General features: G+C 62.5%; 23 protein-coding genes. 14 read left to right on the plus strand and 9 right to left on the minus strand.

What is annotated here, in order from left to right; translation table 11 throughout:
- The first annotated feature begins 1 nt into the window (after position 1).
- From NLY43_RS01155 to NLY43_RS01165, 3 genes are read left to right on the plus strand one after another with little or no spacing between them, the layout of a single operon-like run.
- Entirely contained in the window at positions 2–706 is a 705-nt protein-coding gene (locus tag NLY43_RS01155; RefSeq protein ID WP_023710489.1) for a DNA alkylation repair protein, read from the plus strand.
- A complete protein-coding gene (locus NLY43_RS01160) occupies positions 666–1,250 on the plus strand; it encodes a GNAT family N-acetyltransferase (RefSeq protein ID WP_023710488.1) in 585 nt (194 codons plus the stop codon). Before NLY43_RS01155 ends, NLY43_RS01160 begins: the two co-directional genes overlap by 41 nt.
- Positions 1,251–1,296: 46 nt before the next feature.
- Positions 1,297–1,866: a DUF3299 domain-containing protein gene (locus tag NLY43_RS01165; protein WP_023710487.1), complete on the plus strand. Its 570-nt coding sequence runs from the start codon at positions 1,297–1,299 to the stop codon at positions 1,864–1,866.
- Between the two features lie 48 nt (positions 1,867–1,914).
- On the opposite strand, the gene NLY43_RS01170 is transcribed toward NLY43_RS01165, so the two are convergent.
- From NLY43_RS01170 to NLY43_RS01185, 4 genes are all read right to left on the minus strand, one after another.
- Positions 1,915–2,406, minus strand: coding sequence for an Lrp/AsnC family transcriptional regulator (locus tag NLY43_RS01170; RefSeq protein ID WP_023669013.1), 492 nt, complete (start codon positions 2,404–2,406; stop codon positions 1,915–1,917).
- A 143-nt stretch (positions 2,407–2,549) separates the two neighbouring features.
- Entirely contained in the window at positions 2,550–3,167 is a 618-nt protein-coding gene (locus NLY43_RS01175; RefSeq protein ID WP_023710486.1) for a uracil-DNA glycosylase family protein, read from the minus strand.
- A complete protein-coding gene (locus NLY43_RS01180; protein WP_023708349.1) occupies positions 3,167–3,778 on the minus strand; it encodes a glutathione S-transferase in 612 nt (203 codons plus the stop codon). The genes NLY43_RS01175 and NLY43_RS01180 overlap by 1 nt, the downstream gene beginning before the upstream one ends.
- 38 nt (positions 3,779–3,816) lie before the next feature.
- Positions 3,817–4,440, minus strand: coding sequence for a thermonuclease family protein (locus NLY43_RS01185; RefSeq protein ID WP_023710485.1), 624 nt, complete (start codon positions 4,438–4,440; stop codon positions 3,817–3,819).
- Positions 4,441–4,515: 75 nt separating this feature from the next.
- Here NLY43_RS01185 and NLY43_RS01190 point away from each other — a divergent pair, with 75 nt between their 5' ends.
- On the plus strand, positions 4,516–6,039 hold the full coding sequence (locus NLY43_RS01190; protein WP_023710484.1) for a sensor histidine kinase: 1,524 nt from the start codon (positions 4,516–4,518) through the stop codon (positions 6,037–6,039).
- Positions 6,040–6,048: 9 nt separating this feature from the next.
- On the opposite strand, the gene NLY43_RS01195 is transcribed toward NLY43_RS01190, so the two are convergent.
- The gene (locus NLY43_RS01195; RefSeq protein ID WP_023710483.1) at positions 6,049–7,047 is read right to left on the minus strand and encodes a nicotinate-nucleotide--dimethylbenzimidazole phosphoribosyltransferase; all 999 of its coding nucleotides are present in this window, start codon (positions 7,045–7,047) and stop codon (positions 6,049–6,051) included.
- A 187-nt stretch (positions 7,048–7,234) separates the two neighbouring features.
- On the opposite strand from NLY43_RS01195, the gene NLY43_RS01200 reads away from it, so the two are divergent.
- Together NLY43_RS01200 and NLY43_RS01205 are read left to right on the plus strand one after the other, a co-directional pair.
- Entirely contained in the window at positions 7,235–7,468 is a 234-nt protein-coding gene (locus tag NLY43_RS01200) for a DUF1289 domain-containing protein (RefSeq protein ID WP_023824914.1), read from the plus strand.
- Between the two features lie 13 nt (positions 7,469–7,481).
- Positions 7,482–8,186, plus strand: a complete 705-nt coding sequence (locus NLY43_RS01205; protein ID WP_023710481.1) for a TIGR02281 family clan AA aspartic protease — start codon at positions 7,482–7,484, stop codon at positions 8,184–8,186.
- Between the two features lie 5 nt (positions 8,187–8,191).
- Here the strand turns inward: NLY43_RS01205 and dusA are convergent, their stop codons facing one another.
- A complete protein-coding gene (gene dusA, locus NLY43_RS01210) occupies positions 8,192–9,187 on the minus strand; it encodes a tRNA dihydrouridine(20/20a) synthase DusA (RefSeq protein ID WP_023710480.1) in 996 nt (331 codons plus the stop codon).
- Between the two features lie 1,206 nt (positions 9,188–10,393).
- On the opposite strand from dusA, the gene NLY43_RS01220 reads away from it, so the two are divergent.
- From NLY43_RS01220 to NLY43_RS01240, 5 genes are all read left to right on the plus strand, one after another.
- Entirely contained in the window at positions 10,394–10,870 is a 477-nt protein-coding gene (locus tag NLY43_RS01220) for an Hsp20 family protein (RefSeq protein ID WP_023693482.1), read from the plus strand.
- 74 nt (positions 10,871–10,944) lie between these two features.
- The gene (locus tag NLY43_RS01225; protein ID WP_023696160.1) at positions 10,945–11,454 is read left to right on the plus strand and encodes an Hsp20/alpha crystallin family protein; all 510 of its coding nucleotides are present in this window, start codon (positions 10,945–10,947) and stop codon (positions 11,452–11,454) included.
- Positions 11,455–11,524: 70 nt separating this feature from the next.
- On the plus strand, positions 11,525–12,292 hold the full coding sequence (locus NLY43_RS01230; protein ID WP_023710478.1) for an NADH dehydrogenase ubiquinone Fe-S protein 4: 768 nt from the start codon (positions 11,525–11,527) through the stop codon (positions 12,290–12,292).
- Positions 12,293–12,497: 205 nt separating this feature from the next.
- Positions 12,498–12,995 carry a 2,4'-dihydroxyacetophenone dioxygenase family protein gene (locus NLY43_RS01235; RefSeq protein WP_023710477.1) on the plus strand — a complete coding sequence of 166 codons (498 nt, stop codon included), beginning with the start codon at positions 12,498–12,500 and terminating at the stop codon, positions 12,993–12,995.
- 70 nt (positions 12,996–13,065) lie between these two features.
- Positions 13,066–13,803 (plus strand): SDR family oxidoreductase, encoded by a 738-nt coding sequence (locus NLY43_RS01240; RefSeq protein ID WP_245263955.1) that lies wholly within the window; start codon positions 13,066–13,068, stop codon positions 13,801–13,803.
- 8 nt (positions 13,804–13,811) lie between these two features.
- Here the strand turns inward: NLY43_RS01240 and NLY43_RS01245 are convergent, their stop codons facing one another.
- From NLY43_RS01245 to NLY43_RS01255, 3 genes are all read right to left on the minus strand, one after another.
- Positions 13,812–14,063: a hypothetical protein gene (locus NLY43_RS01245; protein WP_023710475.1), complete on the minus strand. Its 252-nt coding sequence runs from the start codon at positions 14,061–14,063 to the stop codon at positions 13,812–13,814.
- Between the two features lie 400 nt (positions 14,064–14,463).
- Positions 14,464–14,874, minus strand: a complete 411-nt coding sequence (locus NLY43_RS01250; protein ID WP_023710474.1) for a hypothetical protein — start codon at positions 14,872–14,874, stop codon at positions 14,464–14,466.
- A gap of 324 nt (positions 14,875–15,198) precedes the next feature.
- A complete protein-coding gene (locus NLY43_RS01255; protein WP_023713240.1) occupies positions 15,199–16,293 on the minus strand; it encodes a mandelate racemase/muconate lactonizing enzyme family protein in 1,095 nt (364 codons plus the stop codon).
- A gap of 187 nt (positions 16,294–16,480) precedes the next feature.
- Between NLY43_RS01255 and NLY43_RS01260 the strand changes: the two genes are divergently transcribed.
- The 3 genes from NLY43_RS01260 (at position 16,481) to NLY43_RS01270 (ending at position 19,930) form a co-directional block, all read left to right on the plus strand.
- Positions 16,481–17,230, plus strand: coding sequence for an FCD domain-containing protein (locus NLY43_RS01260; RefSeq protein WP_023682469.1), 750 nt, complete (start codon positions 16,481–16,483; stop codon positions 17,228–17,230).
- Positions 17,227–18,846 carry a GMC family oxidoreductase gene (locus NLY43_RS01265; RefSeq protein WP_023672663.1) on the plus strand — a complete coding sequence of 540 codons (1,620 nt, stop codon included), beginning with the start codon at positions 17,227–17,229 and terminating at the stop codon, positions 18,844–18,846. The genes NLY43_RS01260 and NLY43_RS01265 overlap by 4 nt, the downstream gene beginning before the upstream one ends.
- A 103-nt stretch (positions 18,847–18,949) precedes the next feature.
- Positions 18,950–19,930 (plus strand): ABC transporter substrate-binding protein, encoded by a 981-nt coding sequence (locus tag NLY43_RS01270; RefSeq protein ID WP_023672664.1) that lies wholly within the window; start codon positions 18,950–18,952, stop codon positions 19,928–19,930.
- Positions 19,931–19,967 lie beyond the last annotated feature (37 nt).

Consider the following 19,967-nt stretch of genomic DNA (forward strand, 5'->3'; position numbering starts at 1 on the left):
AATGGCCGAGCTTTCGCCCCAATCGAGCGCCGATGAGATCGTCGCCCATTTGCGCTCGATCGGCTCGGAGGACAATCGCCGCGGCATGTTGCGCTACGGTATCAAGACCGAGCGCGCGCTCGGCATCTCGCATGGCATGCAGCGGCAGATCGCCAAAAAGATCAAGCGCAACCACGAGCGAGCTTTCGAACTTTGGCAGACCGGCATCATGGAGGCGCAGTTCATCGCTTCCGTCACGGCCGACCCGAAGCGCTTCTCAGCCGCGGATGCACGACAATGGGCCGCGTCCTTCGATTCCTGGGATATCGTCGACGGCGTCTCCGATCTCTTCGTCGACACGGACGCCTGGAAGGAGCTGATTGAAGAGTTCGCGGCGGACGAGCGCGAGTTCGTTCGACGCACGGCCTTTGCCATGATGGCGTGGTCCGTCGTGCACCGGAAGCAGGAGCCGGTGGCGACTTTCCTCGGCTTCCTGCCGATCATCGAAGCGCATGCCGCCGACAGCCGCAATTTCGTGAAGAAGGCGGCAAACTGGGCGCTTCGTTCGATCGGCAAGCGATCGTTGGAGATGCACGGCGCTGCCCTTGCCGTGGCCGAACGACTGGCCCAGTCGGCCGACAAGACGGCGCGCTGGATTGGCAAGGACGCCGTACGGGAACTCACCAATGCCAAGATCGTCGAGCGGATCGCCGCCAGAAAAGGCTGACCTAGCCAACGTCCGGTTCACCGAGGTGACGCGGCAGACGCGCGCCGATTTCGAAGGCCTCTTCGAAGCGCAAGGCGGTCCGAAGTATTGCTGGTGCATGGCCTGGCGGCCCCTGCCCGGCCGCCGCGAGCATGTCCAGCACGCCGAGTTGAAACGGGCCATGATGGCGCTTGTCGAGGCCGGTACGCCGGTGGGAATCTTGGCCCAGATTGACGGCAAGACCGTCGGCTGGTGGTCGGTCGCGCCGCGCCAGACCTATCGGAAGCTGACGTCGCAACAGGACGATGACGAGACCGGCATCTGGTCGATCGTCTGCTTCTATGTGCCAAGGGCGCTGCGCGGCGGCGGGCTGGCGGCAGCGCTGCTTGACGCTGCCATAGATCACGCCTTTGCCAAGGGCGCCGGCGTGATCGAGGCCTACCCGGTCGACGAGGCATCGCCGAGCTACCGTTTCATGGGGTTTCGCGGCGTGTTCATCGCTCGCGGGTTCCATGAGGTCGGCATGGCCGGCTCTCGCAGACATGTGATGCGGCTCGAGCGTTGACGCGATCGGCCGCGGCGTCTTTACTCCTGCACAAAGGAAGCGGCCGATGAGCAGTCCTCTCAAATCGACCTTGGCGCTTGCAGCCGCGTTGTTGGTGTTCACCGCTACCAACGCCTCAGGCCAAACCGCGCACATCTTCTGGAAAGATCTGCGTCCTGCGACGCAGGCGGTGGCCGAAGATGCCGGCCTGCCGATGATTGCGGCAAAACTGCCCGATCGTGGCGAGACATTGTCGCTCAACCTGCAGGACAAGATAGTACAATTAGCCGGCTATGCATTGCCGGTCGACCGTGATGGCGATCTCGTCTACCAGTTCCTGCTGGTGCCGTGGACAGGCGCTTGCAGCCACATGCCAACGCCGCCGCCCAACCAGATCGTGCTGGTGACGCCGGCCCGTCCCTACAAGATGTCGCAGGCCTATGAGTCGGTTGCCGTGACCGGCGCCTTGCGGCCCGGCTTGGAGAAGAGCCAGCTGTTCATTCTCGACGGCGTCAACATCATCCAGTCCGGCTACACCGTACGCAAAGCCGATGTGGTGGCAGTCGACACGGTGCCGGACACGATCACGCTGCCGGTCAACTCGCCCTGGAGTTTCCTCAACAAAAAGAAAAACTAAGCGCCGCCTGCTTGTGCAGCGTCAACGCCCAGTCATGGTCAACCGCGCTCAGGCCGCGTTGGCGCCGGATTCCTTGTCCAGCAGCATGTAGTCGAGCGGCATTTCGGTGGTGTACTTGATCTGCTCCATGGCGAAGGACGACGACACGTCGCGGATCTCGATCTTGGCTATCAGCCGCTTGTAGAAGGCGTCATAGGCGGCGATGTCGGGCACCACGACGCGCAGGAGATAGTCGACGTCGCCGCTCATGCGGTAGAATTCGACCACTTCGGGAAATTCCTGGATGACTTCCGAGAAACGCCGCAGCCATTCATGGCTGTGCGAATTGGTGCGGATCGACACGAAGACGGTGACGCGCACATTGACCTTTTCGTGGTCGAGGATGGCGACGCGCCGCTTGATGACTCCCTCTTCCTCCAGCTTCTGGATGCGGCGCCAGCACGGCGTCGTCGACAGGCCGACTTTCTTGGCGACATCGGCAACCGCGAGCGTCGCGTCCTCCTGCAGGAGGCGGAGAATTTTTCTGTCGAGGCGATCCATTAAGGTGCTCCTGGTGCAGGCCGCGTTCCCTCGGGCGTGACGCGCTTTGGGAATAGATTGGCTATACTCCCTCTTATTTCGACCTTTCACAAGAAAGAAATTCTGCCGGATGGCACAAAAGCGAGTGATATCTTGCTTAAAGTCTAATCTATGCGATAGCGGATTTCCGATCTCAGAAACGGCAGCAAATCCATTTCAAACCATGGATTCTGCTTCAGCCATCCTGAGTTGCGCCATGACGGGTGTGGCAGCGGCAGCACTTTCAGGCTGGCCAGCGCATCCCAGATGGTGCGCCAGTCCTTCACGGTTTCGGTCAGCGACGGCCGGCGCGTGGCGCCCATATGCCAGGATTGCGCGTAGGAGCCGATTGTCAAAACGAGGTCGATCTGCGGCATCAGCGCCATCAGCGGCGCGCGCCAGGCCAGCGCGCATTCTCGGCGCGGCGGCAGGTCGCCGCCCTTGGCGTCCTGGCCGGGGAAGCAGAACCCCATTGGCACGATGGCGAATTTATCCGTGTCGTAGAATTCCTCGCTTGTCACGCCCAGCCAGCTTCGCAAGCGGTCGCCGGACGCGTCGGTGAACGGCATGCCCGACAAATGCACCTTTGTGCCTGGCGCCTGGCCGGCGAGCAGGATGCGGGCGCTGGATGATGGCAGCAGCACCGGGCGCGGCTCGTGCGGCAGTGGCCTGCCGACCGGAGTGTCGACGCAGATGCGGCAGGCGCGGACCTTTGCCGTCAAGCGTTCGAGTTCCGCCTCCATCAGGCGGAAGCGCTCGGACGGCTGGAGACGGCGCTGTACCAGCGCAGCACGTTTGTGCACTCGTCCGGCACTTTGATGCGCGCCGGTTTCATGAAATCCATGGCGATCATGCCGGTGATATCGGCGATCGAATAGGCGTCACCGGCGGCGAATTCGCGGTTTGCCAGTTCGGGGTCGAGCAGTTTCAGGAATTCGACCGCTTTCGCCTTGTTGGCCTCGCCCCATTCGGGGATCTGCGGAATTTCCCATTCCTTCATCGCCGGATGGATGTGGCGAAAAGCCTGGGCGACGCAGCTGAGCAGATTGAACTCCATGCGCCTTTGCCACATCTCGACCTTGGCCTTGCCGAGCGCGCCTTGCCCGAACAGCGCCGGTTCGGGATGCAGTTCCTCGAAATAGCGGCAGATGGCGACGGATTCGGTGAGGATGGTACCGTCGTCGAGCTCGAGCACCGGCAGCCGCTGCAGCGGGTTGCGCGACCTGACCGGCTCCTGTTTGTGCCCCATCGCACCCATGTCGACCGGCACCAGTGGCACTGCGATGCCCTTCTCGGCCAGGAAAACCCGCACGCGCCGCGGATTGGGGGCGCGGCCGCCATCGAACAGTTTCATGCTTTCCTCCCGATATGGTCCTTCAACTATAGTGCTCGTCACCAGAAGCGAAACATCTCTCGCAAGGCGTCACCGACCGAAGCCAGCGTGCCGTGCTTTCTTTCGAGCGGGCCGCCGTGGTGGCTTTCGCGCCAGTCTTGCGGCTCATCGAACGTGCCGGCCCAGATGCCAACCTTGCCGGCGCGGGCAATGCCCTGCTCGGTGTCGAAATCGCCATAGGCAATGGCCCAGCCGGCCTCGACCTGGGCCCGGTTGAGATCCTTGCCGCCGGCCTTGCAATCGCCGAGCAGGCGGCCGTAGCGGTCGCGCTGCCAGCCGCTGCAGGTCACCGGATTGCCTGATATCAGCCGCACCAGCGCCTGGCGCGCCAGCCTGCCGCAGGCGTAGTCTGCGCCATCCCTACGGCAGATCTGCTGGTATTCCGGAGCGTCGATGCCGCGCATGCGGATACGTTCGGTGCCAAGAGTGAGTGAATCGCCATCGTTGACGATCGCCGCCCCTTGCGCCTTGCGCGTCTCGAAACGGTCGAGGCGTGCGGCGAGCAGGATCAGCAGGCCGAGCAGAATGACCGTCAGCGCGTAATCCAGCAGCTTGCGCCACAGGCTTCGCGGCGGCGGCGGATAGTATCGCCGGCGCGGCCTTGGCGACCACGAACGGCTCATATGGCAAACAGTCTCTTAATCATTCGAACGTAGCTTAACGAATTGAGATCGCTGCGCGCATAAATCGAAGTTTCCATGCCTCTGCTACGCTCGAACACAGCGGATAAATTCATTGTGGACCGCCGGAAACCGCACCGCAACAGCGATGTGGCGCGCGCGGTGCGCAAGACGCGCGACCGTCTTTCGCAGCAGGTCGGCAATCTCGACTTCGACCGCGAGCTGCTGAAGCTGCACGCCGGGACCATGGTGGGCGGCGCAGCCGTCATCCCACTGCTGGTGTTGGCGGTCGCGGCGGCCGGGCTGCTGGCCGGTGTGGACAAACAGATCAGCGTCTGGGCGCTGTTCACCCTGATCTGCTATTCGATCGTCGCCTTCATGGCGCACCGCGTCGAACGCACCGAAGCCGCCGAACTCAACCCTGTTCGCACCCGCAGGGAATTCCTGATCGGCCATTCGCTGTGCGGCCTCGGCTGGGCGTGGTTCGCCTGGCTCGGCTGCGCCACCTGCCAGATCGACCAGTTCCAGGTGGCCAAGGCGGTGGTGCTGCTGCTGGTCATGGCGGCGACCGCTATCATGGCGTCGTCCTTGCGCGGCTCGCTGCTTGCCACCTTCGTCGTTCCGGTGGCGGTCTATGCCTATGCCGAAACGAAATTTTGGGTGCCGGTCGGGACGATCATGGTCGCCCTGCTGGTCGCGGCATTGCCGTTCTTTGCCTATATCGCGCGCCATCTCAACCGCTCGTCGCTGATACTTCTGTCCTTCCGCTCCGAAAAGGATGCGCTGCTCGCCGAGGTGGAGACCGCGAAATCGATGTCGGACGAAGCTCGTCGGCGGGCCGAAGACGCCAATCTGGCGAAGTCGCGCTTCCTTGCTTCTATGAGCCATGAGCTCAGGACGCCCCTCAACGCCATTCTCGGTTTTTCCGAGGTGATGGCCAATGAGGTGCTCGGGCCGATGAGCAACCCGACCTATCGCGACTACGCCCGCGACGTGCACGATTCCGGCCAGCATCTGCTCGACCTGATCAACGAAATCCTCGATCTGTCGCGCATCGAGGCCGGCCGCTATCAGCTCAACGAAGAGCCGGTGATGCTGCTCAACATCGCCGAAGATTGCTGCCACATGATGGAATTGAAGGCGCGCAACAAGGACATCCGCATCGTCCAGGATTTCGAAAGTGCCCTGCCGCGGCTGTTCGCCGACGAGCGCGCGGTGCGGCAGATAACGCTCAACCTCCTGTCCAACGCCATCAAATTCACCGCCACCGGCGGCGAAGTTCGCGTGCGCGTCGGCTGGACGGCGGGCGGCGGCCAGTACATTTCGGTCAAGGATAACGGGCCGGGCATACCGGAAGACGAAATCCCGATCGTGCTGTCCGCCTTCGGCCAGGGCTCGATCGCCATCAAGAGCGCCGAACAGGGCACCGGGCTCGGACTGCCGATCGTGCAGGGCCTGCTCGCCATGCATGGCGGCGAATTCGAACTTCAGTCGAAATTGCGCGAAGGCACCGAGGCAATCGCCATTTTCCCGCTCGCCCGAGTGATGGAGGAACTGCCGGCGCTGCCAACCAAGACCGTGGCGGCGGCCCGCCGACGTTGACAGCTTGTTCTAGGCTTTGACCGCCGCCGCCATGCCCGAACTGGTAAGCGCCGCCGCCTTGACCAGACCGGCGGCAAGGGCGGCCCCTACCCCTTCGCCGTGGCTGATGCCGAGATCGAACAGCGGCCTGAGGCCGAGCCGCTCGGCGGCAAGCCTTTGGCCGGGTTCGGGCGACTGGCTGGCCAGCAGGCAATGGTCGAGCGCACCCGGGTTGGCGGCATGCAGCACGGCAGCGGCAGCGGTCGCGGCGAAGCCGTCGAGCAGCACCGGGATTTTTTGCATCCGGGCGGCGAGGATGGCGCCGGCAATGGCCGCAAATTCGCGGCCACCGACCCGGCGCAGTGCTTCCAACGGGTCCTTCAGAGCCGCACCATGGAAGGCGACGGCTTTATCGACTACATCAGCCTTGCGCGCCTGCATGGCCGCGTCCGCGCCCGAGGCGGGGCCGACCCAGTCGGCGCCGCTGCCACCAAACAGGACGGCGCACAAGGCCGCCGCAACTGTGGAGTTGCCGACGCCGAGATCGCCAAGGCAAATCAGATCGGCGCCACCGGCGATGGCTTCCATGCCGAAGGCCATGGTGGCGGCGCAGCCGCGTTCGTCGAGGGCGGCGTCCTCGGTGATGTCGGCGGTCGCAATGTGCAGCGCCAGATCGAACACCTTGAGGCCAAGATTGTTGGCGACGCAAATCTGGTTGATTGCCGCACCGCCGGCGGCGCACAGCTCAACGGCGTTTGCGGTCGCAGCGACAGGGCGCGGCGAGATGCCGTGGCGGGTCACGCCATGGTTGCCGGCGAAGATCGCCACCAGGGGCCGGTTCACCGCCGGCGGGGCGCGCCCGCTCCAGGCAGCAAGCCAGGCGGCGATGTCCTCGATGCGGCCAAGCGAGGCTTTCGGCTTGTCGGCCTTGGAAAATAGGGTGCGCACCCTGTTTTCCGCGACTGTATCGGCAGGCGGCAGGCTCGCCAGCAGATTGCGAAAGTCGTCGAAGGGCAGCGCGCTGGTCATGTCGGTCCTGATCATTCCCTGTGGTTGATCAGCGGCATAACCGCCTTGCCCGGCCGGCACAACTCCCCTCGACATTGGCGCGAAAGCGGTTGCCCGCGCCGCATTCCGAAGGGCTTGCATTGGCTTTGCCGTTGCACCATGTGGAGATGGAACGAGGGATTCCGGACGGAACCTTCAAGAGAAAGTCATGACGGCCATCGAATCCCCGTGCATCCTGGTCTGTTCGATCGACATGAAAACCGGCTTCTGCTTCGGCTGTGGCCGCACGCGCGATGAAATCGGCGCCTGGATGGGGATGACGCCGGAGGTACGCCGCAGCGTCATGGCCGAGTTGCCGGCCCGATTGGAAACGGTCGAGCGCAGGCCGCGCCGGGAAACACGCCGCAGCCGCATGGCGCGCGAGCGCGACGTCCTCTCTTGAGGCGGCAGGTCCAATGAACCGACTGTTCTGGATCGTGATGGCGACAATCGGCCTCGGGCTGGTGCTGCTGATGATCAACAACGACGCCGGCAGCACGTTCGGCATCGAGAATTACGATTTCAGCCGTCTGGTCTGGCCGGGGGCGATCGGCTTGCTCGTCAGCGCCGGCCTTGTCCGGTCCGGCAGGCCGCTCGGCGTCATGGCCCGCAATCTCGGCACGTGGGCCCTGATCGTGCTGGCGCTCGTCGCCGGCTACCAGTACCGCTACGAGTTGCAGGATTTCGCCAGCCGGGTGACGGCGGGCCTCGTTCCCGGCAGCCCGCTGGAGCTCGGCGTCGAGGACGGCCATGCCACCGTGACCCTGGACAAGGCCGACAGCGGCCATTTCGAGGCCCGCATCACGATCAACGGCGCGCCGATCCGCACCGTCGTCGATACCGGCGCGACCAGTACAGTGCTCACCGCCGAAGACGCGCAGGCGGCCGGCTTCAATCCGGCAGCGCTGAGCTTCACCGTCCCGGTCTCGACCGCCAATGGCATGGCGCGCGCCGCTTCGGTGCGCACCGACGAACTGGCGATCGGCGGCATCGTGCGCAGGAACATGCAAGTCATGGTCGCCGCGCCCGGCGCGCTCAGCCAGAGCCTGCTCGGCATGAATTTCATCGGTTCGCTGTCGGGTTTCGACGTGCGCGGCAACCGGATGATTCTGCGCGACTGAACTGCTTAAGCGGCCTTTTCAACACGGTCGAAATCGACGGCAGCGAACGCTGCCTTCAGCACATCCGGTCCGGCGCCGGGTTTCGTCGCGTCGGTGGACAGTATCTGCCGGAAGCGGCGCGCGCCCGGCAGGCCGTGGAACAGCCCGACCATGTGGCGGGTGACGTGGCCGAGCCGCCCGCCCTGCTCGATATGCCGCGCGGCGTAGTCGGCCATCGTGTCGATCAGCGCGGCAAAATCGTAGGCGCCGGCCTTGTCGCCGTAGAATGCCGCGTCGACGCCGGCCAGGATGCCTGGCGTGTGGTAGGCGGCGCGGCCAAGCATGGCGCCATCGACATGATCGAGGTGGCGAGCCGCCTCTTCGAGCGATTGAACGCCGCCATTGATGCCAATGAATTTGTTCGATTTTCTAGCCTTGAGGCGATAGACCCTGTCATAGTCGAGCGGCGGGATGTCGCGATTTTCCTTCGGGCTCAGACCCTCCAGCCAAGCCTTGCGCGCATGCACCCACAGCGCGTCGGCGCCGGCCGCGAAAACGCCGTCGGCCAGCGCGTCGAGCGCGGGCTCCGGATCCTGCTCGTCGACGCCGATGCGGCATTTGACCGTCACCGGGATTTTCACCGCCGCCTTCATCGCCGCCACACAATTGGCGACGAGGTCAGGCACTTTCATCAGGCAGGCGCCGAACGTGCCGGACTGGACGCGGTCGGACGGACAGCCGACATTGAGATTGATCTCGTCGTAACCGAAGCCCTCGCCGATGCGCGCCGCCTCAGCCAGCTTTTGCGCATCGGAGCCACCGAGTTGCAGTGCCACCGGATGTTCGGTCTCGTCAAAACCAAGCAGCCGCTCGCGCGTACCATGGATGACGGCGTCCGCCACCACCATTTCGGTGTAGAGCAGCGCACGCCGCGTCAACTGGCGGTGGAAGAACCGGCAATGCCGGTCGGTCCAGTCCATCATGGGTGCAATAGCCAGTCTATGATCTTGATTTTTCAGCATTTTTTCTTTAACATCAAATCGTTAGAGCAGCCCGAGTGCACGCGAATTTACGCCAGAATACGACCCTTTTCGCCACGTTTCGATCTCTCAGTGCACACGGAGCGCACACGAGAAAATGGCCACCTACACAAAACTCTCGTCCGGTTCATGGCGTGTCCAAGTCCGTCGCAAGGGTCGCTACGTTAGCGAGACCTTTCTGCGCCGAGACGACGCCAGGCGCTGGGCAACCTAAACCGAGCGCCAAGTCGATCGCGGTGAGACGCCGACCAAGTCCGTATAGCGCGCCTGAAAACTTTCGGCGAACCCATCGACCTTCATATCGACGACATGTGCGATGTAGGCAAGTCCCCTCGCCGCTCCAAGGCCGCAGCCCTCGATATGCTCCAAAGACATCCGGGGAAGTGCAACATAGCTGCCCTTGATCGCGAACGGCTCATTCGTTTTGGTCGCGACCGGGCCGCCCAAGGTGCCGGACGATGAGTCTCGGTATCGACATCACCTAGGGAAAGTCGTTGAGCGTCGTTCCTGGATGATCTGCCTGGTCGTGATCGCGACAGCCGCTGGCGAGAGCCGCCAAACTCGCATGAGATTGTCTGAAGCGGAGGACCATCCATGGAAGGACCCATTTCGAGCTATTTTGCATCGATTGAACCCGTGGGCCCCTGACGTTTTCTGGACCGCTTGCTGCATCCGGCGCGGCATTTCAAACATCCCCACGACGTTTTGGCCGACGTTGCCCTGGCTGTTCAGGAGTAGCGCGCCATTCTTTCGTCATGGGCGTCGGATGCCTGCGCCGTAGAATCCGTGCCAGCGCTTCGCATGCTGCCGGGAGCGGGTGAACCGGTCAGCTTCGACACGATCATGGATGCGTTGCAACAGTTGGATCAATCGGATGAGCGTGCCGGTCCTGACTGCAGTGACAGCGCGGCAGTGGCCGCGTTCGTACCATTCGTCGATCGGATTTAAGGGCGACGTAGTTGTTCTTGCACCATGGACCCGTCGGCGAGTGACCCCGCCGGCGGGAGGGGTGTGGCATCGGTGCGTTCGCCCAGATTGCCGATGAAAATTTTCCTATTCTTGCTCTTGAAGGTGCACGTCGCGATTCTAAATGATGGTCGCCTGCCGCCCAATGGGGCCGGCAACACCAGGAGGCGGCAAGGCTCTTGGCGCCTTCTGTTGTCCATGTTGCTCAAGGAGGATGTGGCTATGAAGACAAACCTCGATTTTACCCCTCTATACCGGTCCAGCATCGGCTTCGACCGCATGGTCGACATGCTTGAAAGTGCGAGCCGTGTGGCCTCGTTCGACAACTGGCCGCCCTGCGATATCGCCAAGGTTGATGATGATCAGTATCGCATCACGATGGCGGTCGCCGGTTTCTCGCAGGACCAGCTGACCGTCACCCACCAGCCCAACATGCTGGTTGTGAGCGGGTCGCAATCCGGCGATGAGAACGGCCGGTATCTGTACCGCGGCATCAACGGGCGCGCTTTCGAGCGTCGGTTCGAACTGGCCGATCATGTCAAAGTCGAGGGCGCCAGCCTTGAGAACGGGCTGCTGAGCATCGATCTCAAGCGCGAGGTTCCCCAGGAGATGAAACCGCGCAAGATCGAAATCTCCAGCGGGGCTCCCATGCCGAAGATCGAGGCGCCCAAGGTCGAGACCGACAAGCTGGCCGCCTGAGCAATCCACCATGAAGGCTTTCGCTTGAGCCGGGCGTCCCGCCCGACTCAGAGACCTACAAAAGGAGAAAGACAATGAGCGTACGTGACTTGATCCCATGGGGCCGGGGCAACGGAAACTCGGCGCCCAGTCTCTTCCCCGACGGAGATCGAGACCCCTTCGTCTCCCTCCACCGGGAGGTAAACCGGCTGTTCGATGACGCCTTCCGCAGCTTTGGCGCCAGACTGCCGGCCTTCGGTCCCTCTTTCGCCGCCAGTTGGCCGAGTGTCGAAATCTCCGACACGGACAAGGAAGTCCGCGTCACGGCGGAAATACCTGGCCTGGACGAGAGCGACATAGAAGTCCTGCTGGAAAATGGGGCGCTCAAGCTTAAAGGCGAGAAGCGTTCCGAGACCGAGGACAAGGACCGGCAGTTCTCCGAGCGCTTCTACGGTCGCTTCGAGCGCCTCATTCCGCTCGGCTACGAGGTTGAAGAAGACAAGGTCAACGCCGCCTTCAAGAACGGGGTGCTGACCGTGACGTTGCCCAAGACCGAGCGGGCGCAGGCGAAGGCCAAGCGGATCGCAATCAACGGGAAGAACTGACGGATGCAGTATGGGTGGCGGCCCTTACGGCCGCTGCCCGTGCGACCCTTCATAACGGGAGGGACAGGCAATGGAGACAGTTCAAAGCAGCGACAACAGAAACCTAACCAAGACGTCCGTCCGGCCGGACAATGACAATCGGCCTCGTCTAGACGAGCCGGCTTTGTCAATGGGACGGTCAGTGTTTCCGGAGGGCGCAGTGGCGCGGATCTACCAGCCCTGCCGCCCGGCCATGACCTCGGCAAAGCCCCGCAAGGCCTGGCGATTGGTCTTCGAACGCCGCACAGCCCCGTTCATCGAGCCGCTGATGGGCTATACCGGTGGCCGGGACACCCTGACCCAGGTTGAACTGAACTTTCCGACGCTGGAAGCGGCGATCCGTTATGCCGAGCGTCAAGGCCTCAACTATGTCGTGCAGGCTGCACCTCCTGCTTCCCAGGCCAAGGTCACGCGCCAGCATGCATCGGAGGAGAAACAGGCCTTTTCCGACCTGGTTTGGCAGCGGCTGCAGTTGGCTTGGCTCCAGGCAAGCCACGGCTATGGCGCCGGCGCACAGGCAGCGCACATACAGACGGCGCTTTCCGAGCCGGAGACATTCTACGCCTCTCCGATGGAGGTTGTGGATGACCCGGTGCTCGCACCCGACGAGAAACGCGCTGTGCTCGAGGACTGGGCCTGGAACGAGTACCTGATCGACCTGGCCACCGCCGAAGGCATGCCGGAAAATGCACGCCCGTCGCGATTGGACGAGGTCGAACTCGCCTTGCTGGCCTTGGAAGTCCGAAACCGGGGCTTCCAGACCAGTACCAGCCCGGTGCACTCCCGGATAGCCGCATGATGAGGCAAGAATGAACCCACTGATCGTCTTCGACGCCCAACGGACCGTTCCGAACCCCTTCCCGCTTGCGGTCGCGGCAGCGGGCGGGTGCGCGCCTACAACATTCCCAATGGGTGGGCGCCCGATTGCGCCTCGGCAGAACTCGGCCCAGTTGTTAGGATCGCGCCGATATGGACGTTCCAATGAATTGGCGACAGAGGTTCCTATGTATCAATCCTTCAACGGCTCCGCCCATCCCCTGGCACCGAAAGAGATCGCGATCGCTGCCGTCCCCGAAGACGAGCGTGTCTGGGTCCCACAGGCGGAGGGCGTGTGGTTCCGACCACTTATGCTCAACACAATGCAAGGGCAGTGGTGCAATCTGCTCCGCGTACGCCGGGCCGGGATATTAAGCCGTCATCTGCATCCGGCCCCCGTGCATGGCTATGTGATCAAGGGGCGTTGGCACTACCTTGAACACGACTGGGTGGCAGAGACGGGATCTTACGTTTTCGAGCCGCCCGGTGAAATCCACACGCTCACGGTTCCAAGCGACGTGCCCGAGATGATCACCTTCTTCAACATTTCCGGCTGCATGGTTTACCTGGACAAGGATAACAAGCAGATTGGTTTCGAGGACGTTTTCACCAAGATCGACATGTGCAGAAATCACTATGCGAGCGTGGGTCTCGGTGACGATTTCGTCGATCAATTCGTACGGTAGACATCCGCCCGTTTGCCTTCCGCTGCGGTGAGTTCGCGGTCCGCCACAGAGGCGAAACGAGGAGATATTGGTGACCGACTCCATATGGGCCATGCCCTTCTTCGCGGGCAAGACCGTCGTCATTACCGGAGGCACGACAGGTATCGGAAACGGCATCGCCATGGCGTTCGCCGAGGCCGGGGCAATTGTCCACGCGACGGGGGCCACGGCCGCCGAGGTAGCGGCCGCTCGTGCATACGGCACCGCCGTCTCGTATTCAGTACTCGACGTCCGGGACATGACTGCGGTCGAAGGATATTCCAGTCAGTTCACATCCGTTGCAGCGCTCGTAAATTGCGCAGGGGTAAACCTGCGCGCCGCCGAATTCACTGTCCAGGGTTTCGAAACGGTGGTCGATATCAATCTCACCGGCTCCATGCGGAGTGCGAGCGCGTTCCGAGGGGCACTCTCGAACGGGGGCGCCATCGTCAACATCGCCTCGATGTTCGCGTTTTTCGGCGCGGCTCATGCCCCGGCTTACGCCGCATCCAAGGGCGCCATCGTGCAACTTACCAAGTCGCTCGCCATCGCCTATGCCGGGGATGGCATCCGCGTAAACGCATTGGCGCCTGGCTGGATCGAGACCGCCATGACCGCCGCGCCACGGGCCGATCCAGTTCGCAACGCGGAATTGATGAAACGCACTCCGATGGGTCGCTGGGGTACGCCGGGCGACCTGACCGGCCCCGCCTTGTTCTTGTGTTCTCCGCTCGCGGGGTTCATCACTGGGGCAATTCTGCCGGTTGACGGTGGCTATCTCATTGCGTGAGGCGTCGGCTATGCTGCGCGACCGATCTCCAAGCCTGTGTCGTCGAGATCAAGATCGAACGCGACCAACCGACCATGCCTGACCGCAATTGCCGCCACCAACTCCGCAAGCTCGCCATCCGTATGCTCGCAAAAAGCTGCCTGTTTCCTGACGATCGTGACCGCATCCCGGGTCGATACGACAGAGAACGGCCTCCGGGATCTCACGAATGATTCCGCAACCTCGGCGACGGATGAAGCTCGGTCAAAATCATCTTGCATACTTGCACCTCTGTACGACGCTAGCCCAAGCTCGGCCCGCGCAAATTGTTCCCATTGGCCTAATGCAGCCAGTTAGCATCCGGCTTGGGCTCCTTTGTGTGCGAGGGCCGGGAGCAACGCGACATGGCCGTCGCCGTGCCTTGGACAGTGGGCTGGACGCATTCGTCTCCACTCTACGAAAGGTCACGCCATCGGCCAGTCTCACTACATGCTTCAAATGCGAACACGAGCCCGACGCTACAGACGAGGAGGATCAGATGTGTCCAAGCCGCTCGCCAAAGTTTCCGATCCTCGGATCACCGCAGTTCCCGCGCAACAAGTCGCCGGGAGGACTGTTTGCTCGCGTTGATTGCGGTCGACCGACTCCTGGCTCATTCGCCGCCTCGCCAGTTGGCTCCGGTCAGCCGGCCTCGTCCGTCTCCGTCATCGCTGGCCGGCGGACGATCCAATCCACCAAACCGGCTTCGGTCTGCTCGCAGGCCACGAATTCGCGCACCAGACTTCGCGCCAGCTCGCGCCATTGACACTCGGGCACGTTCATCTCCGCGATCAGATCTCGGCATGCAGCGCGTATGATGTCGGCATCGAAGGCTGACACGGCGACAGGACCACGGTCTGTATTCTTTGCTCGAGGAGTGTCGTCGCCCTGACGTTCGCGAAAGCGCCTCAGCACCTCGCGCGATGCGGCGATCGCTTGTCGGGTTTGACTCATAGCCTCGTAAAATCCAACTTCGCGGACCGGTGAGCGGTGCCGCGATAGAATGAAGTCCTCCATAACCGCATGCGCAGTGTCCGTACGCGTTGCAACCATCGCCGCCTCCCTGCAGGCGCACCCAATGCTTGCAGCTTCTGCCGGTGTTCGGGCGGCCGCCTGCATTTGTCGTGTCGCTGCTATGATCGCGTGAGTTAAAGCCGGTGAAGCGTCGCTGCAATTACAAATGTAAGTGTGGCATCCGATAATGGTATGCCCGCTGGCTGCTGCGGCGGCGAGTTCGTTCTTCAGACGGTCGAAGTCTTCCTCGGCGAAGCGCTCTCCGCGTTGCCGGAAGGAGGAAGCAGGATCTGGACAAAATGCATGCGGCCGCCTCCAAGATTTCTAAACGGCAGCGACAGGCACCATGTTCCATGCAAGGCGCTATTGGCGAAATTCCGCCAATTTGTGCCAGTCGAAGACAACGCCCACTCCAGGCTCGTCGGGTGCTATCGCCAAACCATCCTGAAGCCTAAGCGGCTCGGTGGTGTAATGGTCAATATCAAAGCTATGCGCCTCCACCCAGCCGGCATTTGTCTGACCTGCAACGAGGCTGACATGAAGTTCCTGCATCCCGTGACTGCAGACCGGAATGCCAGCCTTGCGTGAGAGCGCTGCCACGCGCAGCCAGCCCGTGACCCCGCCGCAGTTGGAGGCGTCGGGTTGGATGTAGCTGAGATTCGACCAAGCGAAGGCATGCTCGAACTCCTCGATGACATGCAGGTTTTCTCCCATTGCCAGGGGCATTCCGGTCGCCTTGGCAATGCTGGCGTAACCCTCATAGTCGTCGGGTATGATGGGCTCCTCGAACCACAGCAGATCGTAGGCGGCGAATGCTCTCGCTGCCTCGATCGCTCGCGGGACGTCGAGCGCGTAGTTGGCGTCAACCATAAAGGTGACATGAGGTCCGATGCGCTCGCGAACTGCCTTCACCCGGGCCACATCCTCGGCCAGGTCGTCCTTGCCGACCTTGATCTTCACCCCGGTGAAGCCGCCATTGAGATAGGAATCGATGCTGGCCAAAAGCTGATCGAGGGTAAAGTTTAGGTCGATGCCGCCGCGATAGGCCTTGGCGCTCTTCCCGGCCCCGCCCGCCATCTGCCAAAGCGGCAGGCCGCTACGCCGGCCCTTGAGGTCCCACAACGCGATGTCGATCGCCGAAATCGCGAAAGAAGCGATGCCGCCGCGCCCGACATAGTGGATGTGCCAGAGCATGCCGTCGTAGATCGTGTCGATCTGCGTCGTGTCGCGAGCCTTGAGGAACGGCGCGAGGTCGTGATCGATCATTGCCTTGATCGCATAGCCGCCCCTGCCGCCGGTGTAGGTGTAGCCTGTGCCCTCGGTGCCGTCGGCAAGCCTCAGCGTGACGGTGACCAGCTCGAAATGCGTGTGCGCGCCGTGCTTGGCATCGGTCATCACCTCACGCAGTGGGACCCGGAACAGCCGGGTCTCGACTTCCTTGATTTCGGTGCGGCTCATGCTGCGCTCCATTCAGGTTTTTTCATCGGACCATAATTGCACCGGCAGCGCTGACTAGCAACAATGTGGTTGATCTTTCAGCGATTCTGAAGCCAGTCTGTCATTTTTGGTCCTACAAAAGCATCAAACCGCTTGTGCTTTGGTCCGATTTACCTTCTAATAACAGGACCATCTGGGAGGAAAAGGCTTGCTGGATACGGAAGAGCGTCCTGAGATGCCCGCGGCTATTCTCGCCGCCCGCGCGGCCGACGCGATGGTGGCCGGCATAGAGGCCGACATCACGTCCGGAAGGCTTGGCGACGGCAGCTACCTGCCGGCCGAGCGCGAACTGATGATCGAGTATGGTGTCGGCCGGGGCGTTGTGCGTGAGGCGATTGCGCGCCTGGCCAGCCGCGGCCTGGTGGAAGCGCGTCCGCGGTTCCGGCCCGTGGCGCGCCGGCCTGGCCTGGATGCCGCGCTCGGCGCCCTCGACGGCATTGTAGGACATCTGCTGAGCGACCAGGCGGGCGTGAAGAACCTCTACGACATGCGCGTCTTCCTCGAGGCGTCGCTGGCGCGCAACGCCGCCATCCATGCCCGCAAGGATGACGTCACAGCCCTGAGGGCGGCGCTGGCGATGAACGAGGCGGCCATCCCGGATTCCGAGAAATTCTATGCGACGGACGTGGCGTTCCACGCAGCGCTCTATGACATCGCGCGCAACCCGGTGCTGCCTGTCGTGCACAAGGCATTTACCGCATGGCTGTCGCCGCATTGGATGCGCATGCCACGGTCGCCCGAGCGCAACCGCGTGAATTTCCTCAGCCATCGTGAAATCTGCACGGCCATCATTGAGCGAGATCCTGACGGCGCCGAGCGGGCGCTGCTCAACCACCTCTCGGCGGCCTGGGAGTATGTCCGCGGTACATTCGAAAGCCGTGAGGCGCCGGAAGCATGACGCAGTCCTACGACCATATCGTGGTGGGCGGCGGAGCAGCCGGCTGCGTCGCGGCGGCAAGGCTTGTCAAAGCGGGACGGCGAACCCTGCTGCTGGAGGCCGGCCATTCCCATCATCATCCCTTGCTCGACATGCCGCCCGGCATCTTCAAGATGATCAACGGCTCGAAATTCATGCGCTATCACCGCACCGAGCCGCAGGCCCATCTCGACGGCCGCGTCCATGAAATCTCGCAAGGCAACGTGCTGGGCGGCGGCACCTCGGTCAACGCCCAGGTCTACATGCGAGGCCGCTCGGCCGATTATGAGGAGTGGGACGAACTGCTGCGCGGCAACAATGCCGGCGTGCGCTGGAACTGGCAGGCGGTGCTGCCGCATTTCACCGGCATGGAGGGAAACAACCGCCTCGGCGGCGAACTGCATGGCAGCGAAGGTCCGCTGCTGGTCTCGGATCCAGGCCACATCGATGATGTTTCCCGTTGGTTCGTCCAGGCCGTCCAAGGCCTTGGATTGCCGTACAACCATGACTTCAACGGACCGTCGCAGCGCGGGGTCGGCTTCTACCAGTTCATGAACCGGCGGGGAAAGCGCAGCAGCGCCGCCTATGCCTTCATCGAGCCGCTGACGAATGATCCCAAGCTGACGCTGAAACTCAATTGCACAGTCAGCCGGCTGCTGATCGAAAACGGTCGGGTCACCGGCGTCGTCTATTCGGATGCGTCGGGCGCCGAGCATACCGTCCATGCAGATGCCGACGTGATCGTCTCGTCCGGTGCCCTCGTCTCGCCGAAACTGCTCATGCTGTCCGGCATCGGCCCCGCCGAGGCGCTTGCCGGGCACGGCATTTCCTGCGTCGCCGACCTGCCCGGGGTCGGCGAAAACCTGATCGACCATCCGGAGGTGCCGATCATCGCCACCGCAAACGGCCCATACGGCTATTTCAGGCAGGGCCAAGGCTGGAGGATGATCAGGAACGGCCTGCATTTCAAGCTCTTCGGCACCGGCACGATCCTGTCAGCGGGGGTGGAGGCCGGAGCCTTCGTCAATCCGGCCGATCCCGAGGGCGAACCGACGATCCAGGCCTTCTGCGTACCGCACGTCTATCTGGACCGCGATATCCTGACCTTGGTCGAGAACACCTATGGGCTTACCGTGACGACAGTGGTGGTGAAGCCAAAGTCGCGCGGTTTCGTGAGGCTGCGTTCGGCGGATCCGAAGGACATGCCGATCGTTTCGCCGAACCTCCTTAAACATCCCGACGACATGAGGGAAATGATCTCCGGCCAGCGTTATTTCCTGCAGGTTTTTCAGACCAAGCCGCTCGCCGATCGGGTCAAGGCCATTGCCGTGCCAAGCCAGGATGATCTCAGCGACGAAGCCATGACAAAGCATTGCAAGCGCTTTGTGAAGACCAACTACCATCCGGCCGGGACATGCCGGATGGGCTCGGACAGCGACCGGATGGCGGTGCTGGACGCGGCGCTGCGCGTGCGCGGAATAGACAATCTGCGGGTTGCCGACATGTCGGCCTGCCCCAACATCAATGCCGGCAATACGGCGGCGCCCGCCATGATGCTGGGCGACCGCTGCGCCGACTTTATTTTGGAGGCGGCATAGCGCCGGATCCAGCTTGCCGACGGCGTCATCGCCGAAGCCGTCTGGGCCGATATCGTGAGGAAATTACACAGTCGCTGAAAGCGACAATAAAGGAGGAAAGAGCATGATCATTACCCGTCGAAAACTACTGGTTGGCTCCGCCGCCGGCGCGGTCGCGCTGACACTCGGCTCACGCGCCTTCGCGGCGCTCCCGCCACTCGCCAAGAAGGACAAGTACAAGGTCGGTTTCGCCCAGACGGAAAGCAACAATCCGTGGCGCCTTGCCGAGACCAAGAGCATGCAGGACGAAGCCGCCAAGCTCGGCCATCAGCTGGTCTACACGGATGCCGCCGGTTCGTCGGCCAAGCAGGCCTCCGACGTGAACTCGATGATCGCGCAGGGCGTCGACGCAATCTTCCTGCCGCCCCGCGAAGACAAGCCCCTGGTGCCGGTCATTCTTGCCGCGCGCGATGCCGGCATACCGGTGTTTCTGGTCGACCGCGACGTTGATCACACCATGGCCAAGCCGGGCGAGGATTATGTCTGCTTCATCGGTTCGGATTTCATCGAGGAGGCGACCCGCGTCGGCGAATGGCTGGTCAAGAACGCCAATGGCAAGTCGAAAATCATCGAGCTGGAAGGCACGACCGGAGCCTCGGCCGCTACCGACCGCAAGAAAGGCTTCGACGATTTCATCGCCAAGCACTCGCAGTTCACCATCCTGGCATCGCAGTCCGGCGACTTCGCCCGTGACAAGGGCCGGCAGGTCGCCGAGACGCTGCTTCAGGCGCACCCTGATGCGGATATCATCTACGCGCATAATGATGAGATGGCGCTAGGCGCCATCGCCGCTTTGGAAGCAGCCGGCAAGACCCCGGGCAAGGATGTGCTGATCTTGTCGATCGACGGCGAGAAGGAAGGCGTCCAGGCGATCATTGACGGCAAGATCGGCGCTATCTGCGCTTGTAGTCCGCTGTTCGGGCCGAAGGCCTTCGCTACGATGGCCGACTATGCGGCCGGCAAGAAGATCCCGCCGTTCATCAAGAACGAGGATGCCTTCTTCGACGCCACGAACGCGAAGAAAGACTTCGATATTGCGTTCTGATATCCACTTTCTTTCCAGTTGCCCTACCCGCTTCGGC

The organism is Mesorhizobium sp. C416B, from assembly GCF_030323165.1.
Classification (GTDB): domain Bacteria; phylum Pseudomonadota; class Alphaproteobacteria; order Rhizobiales; family Rhizobiaceae; genus Mesorhizobium.

What these genes read in the sequence shown, in the direction of transcription:
- NLY43_RS01255 (WP_023713240.1), bottom strand. Translation starts at nt 16,293, where the DNA reads ATGAGCCGCACCGAAATCAAGGAAGTCGAGACCCGGCTGTTCCGGGTC.
- NLY43_RS01170 (WP_023669013.1), bottom strand. Translation starts at nt 2,406, where the DNA reads ATGGATCGCCTCGACAGAAAAATTCTCCGCCTCCTGCAGGAGGACGCG.
- NLY43_RS01245 (WP_023710475.1), bottom strand. Translation starts at nt 14,063, where the DNA reads ATGCAAGATGATTTTGACCGAGCTTCATCCGTCGCCGAGGTTGCGGAA.
- NLY43_RS01165 (WP_023710487.1), top strand. Translation starts at nt 1,297, where the DNA reads ATGAGCAGTCCTCTCAAATCGACCTTGGCGCTTGCAGCCGCGTTGTTG.
- NLY43_RS01220 (WP_023693482.1), top strand. Translation starts at nt 10,394, where the DNA reads ATGAAGACAAACCTCGATTTTACCCCTCTATACCGGTCCAGCATCGGC.
- dusA (WP_023710480.1), bottom strand. Translation starts at nt 9,187, where the DNA reads ATGCTGAAAAATCAAGATCATAGACTGGCTATTGCACCCATGATGGAC.
- NLY43_RS01265 (WP_023672663.1), top strand. Translation starts at nt 17,227, where the DNA reads ATGACGCAGTCCTACGACCATATCGTGGTGGGCGGCGGAGCAGCCGGC.
- NLY43_RS01270 (WP_023672664.1), top strand. Translation starts at nt 18,950, where the DNA reads ATGATCATTACCCGTCGAAAACTACTGGTTGGCTCCGCCGCCGGCGCG.
- NLY43_RS01155 (WP_023710489.1), top strand. Translation starts at nt 2, where the DNA reads ATGGCCGAGCTTTCGCCCCAATCGAGCGCCGATGAGATCGTCGCCCAT.
- NLY43_RS01175 (WP_023710486.1), bottom strand. Translation starts at nt 3,167, where the DNA reads ATGGAGGCGGAACTCGAACGCTTGACGGCAAAGGTCCGCGCCTGCCGC.
- NLY43_RS01185 (WP_023710485.1), bottom strand. Translation starts at nt 4,440, where the DNA reads ATGAGCCGTTCGTGGTCGCCAAGGCCGCGCCGGCGATACTATCCGCCG.
- NLY43_RS01235 (WP_023710477.1), top strand. Translation starts at nt 12,498, where the DNA reads ATGTATCAATCCTTCAACGGCTCCGCCCATCCCCTGGCACCGAAAGAG.
- NLY43_RS01195 (WP_023710483.1), bottom strand. Translation starts at nt 7,047, where the DNA reads ATGACCAGCGCGCTGCCCTTCGACGACTTTCGCAATCTGCTGGCGAGC.
- NLY43_RS01190 (WP_023710484.1), top strand. Translation starts at nt 4,516, where the DNA reads ATGCCTCTGCTACGCTCGAACACAGCGGATAAATTCATTGTGGACCGC.
- NLY43_RS01230 (WP_023710478.1), top strand. Translation starts at nt 11,525, where the DNA reads ATGGAGACAGTTCAAAGCAGCGACAACAGAAACCTAACCAAGACGTCC.
- NLY43_RS01225 (WP_023696160.1), top strand. Translation starts at nt 10,945, where the DNA reads ATGAGCGTACGTGACTTGATCCCATGGGGCCGGGGCAACGGAAACTCG.
- NLY43_RS01160 (WP_023710488.1), top strand. Translation starts at nt 666, where the DNA reads ATGCCAAGATCGTCGAGCGGATCGCCGCCAGAAAAGGCTGACCTAGCC.
- NLY43_RS01250 (WP_023710474.1), bottom strand. Translation starts at nt 14,874, where the DNA reads ATGGTTGCAACGCGTACGGACACTGCGCATGCGGTTATGGAGGACTTC.
- NLY43_RS01180 (WP_023708349.1), bottom strand. Translation starts at nt 3,778, where the DNA reads ATGAAACTGTTCGATGGCGGCCGCGCCCCCAATCCGCGGCGCGTGCGG.
- NLY43_RS01205 (WP_023710481.1), top strand. Translation starts at nt 7,482, where the DNA reads ATGAACCGACTGTTCTGGATCGTGATGGCGACAATCGGCCTCGGGCTG.
- NLY43_RS01200 (WP_023824914.1), top strand. Translation starts at nt 7,235, where the DNA reads ATGACGGCCATCGAATCCCCGTGCATCCTGGTCTGTTCGATCGACATG.